We start from the raw sequence: 6,000 nt of genomic DNA on the forward strand, positions 1-6,000 counted from the left end.
GTTCAGCCGAGCGCGCGGGGATGCGCCGCGGCGTACACCTCGCGCAGCGCGTCGCGCGTCACCATCGTGTAGATCTGCGTGGTCGTCACCGAGGCGTGCCCCAGCAGCTCCTGCACCACGCGGACGTCGGCGCCGCCCGCGAGCAGGTGGGTGGCGAACGAGTGCCGCAGCGTGTGCGGCGACACGTGCTGCGTCAGGCCGGCGCGCTCCGCGGCGGCCTGCAGCACGGACCAGGCGCTCTGCCGCGACAGCCGGGCGCCGCGGGTGTTGAGGAACAGCGCCGGCGTGCCGCGTCCCGCCGACGCGAGGGGCGCCCTGGCGCGCACCAGGTACGCCTCCAGCGCGGTCCGCGCGTACGAGCCGACGGGCACCACGCGCTCCTTGTCGCCCTTGCCCCGCAGGCGCACGGACCCGGCGCGCGGCACCCCGTCGTCGTGCGCGTCGGGCGGGTCCGTGCGGCGGCCCACGCCGTCCAGGAGGCCGTCGACGTCGTCGACGTCGAGACCCACGACCTCGCTGATGCGCCCGCCGGTGGAGTAGAGCAGCTCCAGCAGGGCGCGGTCGCGCAGCGGCACCGCGCCGTCGCCGGCGCCCGCCGCGTCGAGCAGACGGGCCACCTCGTCGATCGACAGCGCGTGCGGCAGCCGGCGCAGCGCGCTCGGGGCGTGCACCTGCGACGCGGGGTCGGCGCTCGTGGCGCCCTCGGCGTGCGCGAACCGGTGCCAGCCGCGGACCGCGGCCAGCGCGCGGGCGGTGGAGGACGGCGACAACGGGGCCCCGCCGTCCGATCCCTGACGGAGCACGACGACGTAGTCCTCGACGTCGCGCTCCCCCACGTCGTCGAGCCCGGAGCGACCCGTGGCGTGCAGGTGGCGCGCGTAGCGACCGAGGTCGCGGCGGTAGGCCGCGACCGTGTTCGCCGACAGCCCGCGCTCGACGCCGAGGTGCGCCAGGTAGTCCTGCAGCGCGGCCGTCAGCGCGGGCGGGAGGGGCGGGGCGGACGTGGTGTCGGGCACCGGAACATCATGCCCCGGGGCCACGACGTCCCGGACGGGCCGCGTCACCGGAAGGGTCAGAACGGCAGGAAGACGTCCACCGCGACCGCGATGAACAGCACCGTGAGGTACGTGATCGAGCCGTGGAAGACCTTCATCGCGCCGAGCTTGCCCCGCTCGGGGTGGCCGGCGCGGCGCAGCATCGCGATCACGAGCCAGAGGAACCAGCCGCCCGAGGCGACGGCGACGGCCGAGTAGAACCACGACATGCCCGCGAGCGGGATGAGCGCGAGCGAGCAGGCGATCATCGCGACCGTGTGCGCGACCATCTCGACCGCGACGCGACGGTCCGTCGCGACGACCGGGAGCATCGGGACGCCGGCGTTGGCGTAGTCCTTCTTGAACTTCACGGACAGCGGCCAGTAGTGCGGCGGCGTCCAGAAGAAGATGACGCCGAAGAGCGCCACCGCCGCCCAGCTGAGCGACTCCGTGACGGCGGCCCAGCCGATGAACACGGGCATGCAGCCCGCGATCCCGCCCCACACGATGTTCTGCGGCGTGCGCCGCTTGAGGATCATCGTGTAGCCGACCACGTAGATCGCGATGGCCGCGAAGGTGAGCCACGCCGCCGGGACGTTGACCAGCAGGGCGAACCACAGCAGCGACACGACGCCGAGCACCGTGGCGAACACCAGGGCCGCCCGCGGCGTGATCTCCCCCGTGGCCAGCGGGCGCCGCTTGGTGCGGTTCATCACCTGGTCGATGTCGCGGTCCAGGTAGCAGTTGAAGACGTTCGCCGACGCGGCCGCGAGCGTCCCGCCGACGAGCGTCTTGACCACGAGCCACAGCGAGGGCAGGCCGCCCTGCGCGAGGATCATGGTGGGGAGCGTCGTGACCAGCAGCAGCTCGATGATGCGCGGCTTGGTCAGCGCGACGTACGCCCCGACGCGGTCGCGCCATCCCGTGCTCGCCCCCCGGCCCTGCTCCGCGTTCCCTCCGCGGCGGTCCGCCCGGTCCGCATCGGCACGCTCCCGCTCGGCGCGCGCGGCCGCGCGGGTCGGCGCCTGGGGGTGGGACGTCGTGGTGCTCGTGGTGCTCACGCGCGTGCTTGTCCGTTCTCGGCTGGGGGTCCGGGGAGCTCGGGCGACGTGGGACGGTCGCCGCCTCATCGTACGCCGAGGTCAGCGACCCGGCGGCCCGGACGGTGGCCGCCCGGCTGTGAGAAATGCCCGCGCCGGCGTCATCTCCCCGGACATCCTCCGGCGTGCACGGCGCGCCGCTCAACTGGTGGGACGAACGGCTCCGGGACGGGCGTGACGGGAATGCTCGGCGCTAGGGTGGTGCTGCACAACGGTGAACAGCGGGCCGCCCACCCGGTCGGCCCCTCGACGCCGTGCCCCGCCGTCGCCCCCAGGACCCCGTGCGGCGTCCGACGCGACGGCGCCCCGTACCGGCAGAGCAGCAGCAATCACCCGGGGCTCGCTCCGGGCAGGAAAGAGGCACATCTGTGAACGCGTTCGACCCCGTCGTCGCCCCGCTCGAGTGGAGCTCGCTCGACGACCGCGCGGTGAAGACCATCAAGGCGCTGGCGGCCGACGCCGTCGAGAAGGTCGGCAACGGCCACCCCGGCACGGCGATCTCCCTCGCCCCCGCCGCGTACCTGCTGTTCGGCAAGACGATGCGGCACGACCCCTCCGACCCGCACTGGGTCGGTCGTGACCGGTTCGTCCTCTCCGCGGGCCACTCCTCGCTCACGCTGTACCTGCAGCTGTTCCTCTCCGGCTACGGCATGGAGCTGGAGGACCTCGAGGCGCTGCGCACCTGGGGCTCGCAGACCCCGGGCCACCCCGAGTACCGCCACACCCCCGGCGTCGAGATCACGACCGGCCCGCTCGGCCAGGGCCTCGCCTCCGCCGTCGGCATGGCGTTCGCGGCCCGCCGCGAGCGGGGCCTGCTCGACCCCGACGCCGCGCCCGGCGAGTCGCCGTTCGACCACCACGTCTACGTCATCGCCTCCGACGGCGACCTGCAGGAGGGCGTCACGTCCGAGGCGTCGTCGCTCGCCGGCACGCAGAAGCTCGGCAACCTCGTGGTGATCTGGGACGACAACAAGATCTCCATCGAGGACGACACGGACATCGCGTTCACCGAGGACACCCTCGCGCGCTATGCCGCCTACGGCTGGCACACCCAGCGGGTGGACTGGACGCAGGGCGGCACCGGCTACGCCGAGGACGTCGACGCGCTCGCCGCGGCCATCGCGGCCGCGAAGGCGGAGACCGACCGCCCGTCGTTCATCGCGCTGCGCACCATCATCGGCTGGCCGTCGCCCACCAAGCAGAACACGGGCGGGATCCACGGCTCCGCGATGGGTGCCGACGAGGTCGCGGGCCTCAAGGTCGCCCTCGGTCTCGACCCGGAGGCGACCTTCGCCGTCGACGACGAGGTGCTCGGGTACACGCGCGACGTCGCGGCCCGCCAGGCCGAGCAGCGCGCTGCCTGGGACCGCTCGTACGACGCGTGGCGCACCGCCGCCCCGGAGCGGGCGGCCCTGCTCGACCGCCTCGTGGCCCACGAGCTGCCCGCCGGCTGGACCGACGAGCTGCCCGTCTTCGAGGCCTCCGAGAAGGGCGTCGCCACGCGCGCCGCGTCCGGCAAGGTCCTCACCGCGCTCAAGGACGTGCTGCCCGAGCTGTGGGGCGGGTCCGCGGACCTCGCCGGCTCGAACAACACCACGATGGACGGCGAGCCGTCGTTCATCCCCGTCGAGCACGCGACCAAGAAGTTCCCGGGAAACCCCTACGGGCGCACCCTGCACTTCGGCATCCGCGAGCACGGCATGGGCGCGATCCTCAACGGCATCGTGCTGCACGGCCTCACCCGCCCCTACGGCGGCACCTTCCTCCAGTTCGCCGACTACATGCGGGCCTCGGTCCGCCTCGCGGCCCTCATGGAGATCCCGACGACGTTCGTGTGGACGCACGACTCCATCGGGCTCGGCGAGGACGGCCCCACGCACCAGCCGGTCGAGCACCTCGCGGCGCTGCGCGCCATCCCCGGCCTCGACGTCGTGCGCCCCGCCGACGCGAACGAGACCGCGTGGGCCTGGCGCGGCATCCTCGAGAACACCGCCAACCCGGCCGGCATCGTCCTCACGCGCCAGAACGTCCCGACGTTCCCGCGCGGCACCGACGGCTTCGCCGGCGCCGAGGGCACGCTCAAGGGCGGCTACACGCTGGTCGACGCCACGAACGACGAGACCGGCACGCCCGACGTCGTCCTCGTCGGCACCGGCTCCGAGGTGCAGCTCGCCGTCCAGGCGCGCGAGCAGCTCGCCGCCGAGGGGATCGCCGCCCGCGTCGTGTCGATGCCGAGCCGCGAGTGGTTCGACAAGCAGGACGCCGCGTACCGCGAGTCCGTGCTGCCCTCCGCGGTGAAGGCGCGCGTGTCCGTCGAGGCGGGCGTCGCGCAGGGCTGGCGCGACGTGGTCGGCGACGCCGGCCGCAGCGTCTCGCTCGAGCACTACGGCGCGTCGGCCGACTACCAGACGCTGTACCGGGAGTTCGGGATCACGGCGGAGGCCGTCGCGGCCGCCGCCCGCGAGTCGCTCGCCGCCGTGCGCGGCGCTGGCGACGCCGCCTGAGCGCTCGTAGATTCCCAGGGTGGGGCGTCGCCGGCCGGCGCCCCACCCGGCCCCTGTCGAGACCTCCCGCTCAGGGGCTTCCGACCTGGAAGGACGTCCGATGACGCAGAGCACCGTCCCCGCACCGATCACCGACCTGACCGGCGCCGGGGTGTCCATCTGGCTCGACGACCTGTCGCGGGAGCGCCTGCGCAGCGGCAACCTGGCGGCCCTCGTGGCCGAGCGGGGCGTCGTCGGCGTGACGACGAACCCCACGATCTTCGCCAAGGCGCTGTCCAGCGGCGACGCCTACGACGCCCAGCTGGCGGAGCTCGCCCGCCTCGGTGCGGACGGAGACGTGGACGCCGCCGTCGAGACCATCACCACCGACGACGTGCGCGCCGCCGCCGACCTGCTGCGCCCGGTCTACGACGCCACCGACGGCGTGGACGGGCGCGTGTCGATCGAGGTCGACCCCCGCCTCGCGTACGACGCCGACAAGACCGTGGTCGTGGCGGAGCGCCTGTGGCGCACCGTCGACCGCCCGAACGTCTTCATCAAGATCCCGGCGACCGTGCCCGGCCTGGACGCGATCTCGCGGACCCTCGCCCAGGGCATCAGCGTCAACGTCACCCTGATCTTCTCGATCGAGCGCTACCGCTCCGTCCTCCAGGCGTTCGCGATCGGCCTCGAGCAGGCGCGCGCCGACGGGATCGACCTCGGCCCGATCGGGTCGGTGGCGTCCTTCTTCGTCTCCCGGGTCGACTCCTCGGTGGACGCCGCGCTGGAGAAGATCGGCACGCCGGAGGCCCTCGACCTGCGCGGGCAGGCCGCCGTCGCGAACGCCCGGCTCGCGTTCGAGGCCTACGAGCAGTTCGTCGGCACGGACGAGTGGCGGTCGCTCGCGGCGTCCGGCGCGCACCCGCAGCGGCCGCTGTGGGCGTCGACCGGCGTGAAGAACCCCGAGTACTCGGACACCCTGTACGTCTCCGAGCTGGTCACGGACGGCGTCGTGAACACGATGCCCGAGCCGACCCTGCAGGCGTTCGCCGACCACGGCGTCGTCACGGGCGACACGGTCCGCGGCACCGCGGGCGCCGCGCGGCGCACGATCGAGACCATCGAGTCGTTCGGCGTCTCCCTCGCCGAGGTCACCGACCACCTCGAGACGGACGGCGTCCGCAAGTTCGAGGACTCCTGGACCGAGCTCCTGGACACCGCGTCCGCCGGGCTGAAGGCCCAGGGGGCCTGAACCCTCACCCCGGGGGGGCCACGGCGCCCCCGGGCCCGCACCCCCCCCCACCCCCCCCACGAAGAACGGTGCCCACCCCCTGGGAACGGCCAAGACCCCCGCCGAACACAAACCCCTTTGCGACCCCCTCG

At 73.8% G+C, this 6,000-nt stretch carries 4 protein-coding genes; 2 read left to right on the top strand and 2 right to left on the bottom strand.

Annotation, left to right across the window (positions count from 1 at the left end):
- Window positions 1-2: 2 nt before the first annotated feature.
- Entirely contained in the window at window positions 3-1,016 is a 1,014-nt protein-coding gene (locus tag ACFVS0_RS02885) for a site-specific tyrosine recombinase XerD (RefSeq protein ID WP_430562444.1), read from the bottom strand.
- 56 nt (window positions 1,017-1,072) lie between these two features.
- A complete protein-coding gene (locus ACFVS0_RS02890; RefSeq protein ID WP_430551985.1) occupies window positions 1,073-2,095 on the bottom strand; it encodes a heme o synthase in 1,023 nt (340 codons plus the stop codon).
- Between the two features lie 407 nt (window positions 2,096-2,502).
- On the opposite strand from ACFVS0_RS02890, the gene tkt reads away from it, so the two are divergent.
- Together tkt and tal are read left to right on the top strand one after the other, a co-directional pair.
- The gene (gene tkt, locus ACFVS0_RS02895; RefSeq protein ID WP_430551986.1) at window positions 2,503-4,638 is read left to right on the top strand and encodes a transketolase; all 2,136 of its coding nucleotides are present in this window, start codon (window positions 2,503-2,505) and stop codon (window positions 4,636-4,638) included.
- A gap of 100 nt (window positions 4,639-4,738) precedes the next feature.
- On the top strand, window positions 4,739-5,869 hold the full coding sequence (gene tal, locus ACFVS0_RS02900; protein WP_430551987.1) for a transaldolase: 1,131 nt from the start codon (window positions 4,739-4,741) through the stop codon (window positions 5,867-5,869).
- Window positions 5,870-6,000 lie beyond the last annotated feature (131 nt).

It is taken from the genome of Isoptericola sp. NPDC058082, from assembly GCF_042885055.1.
GTDB lineage: Bacteria > Actinomycetota > Actinomycetes > Actinomycetales > Cellulomonadaceae > Isoptericola.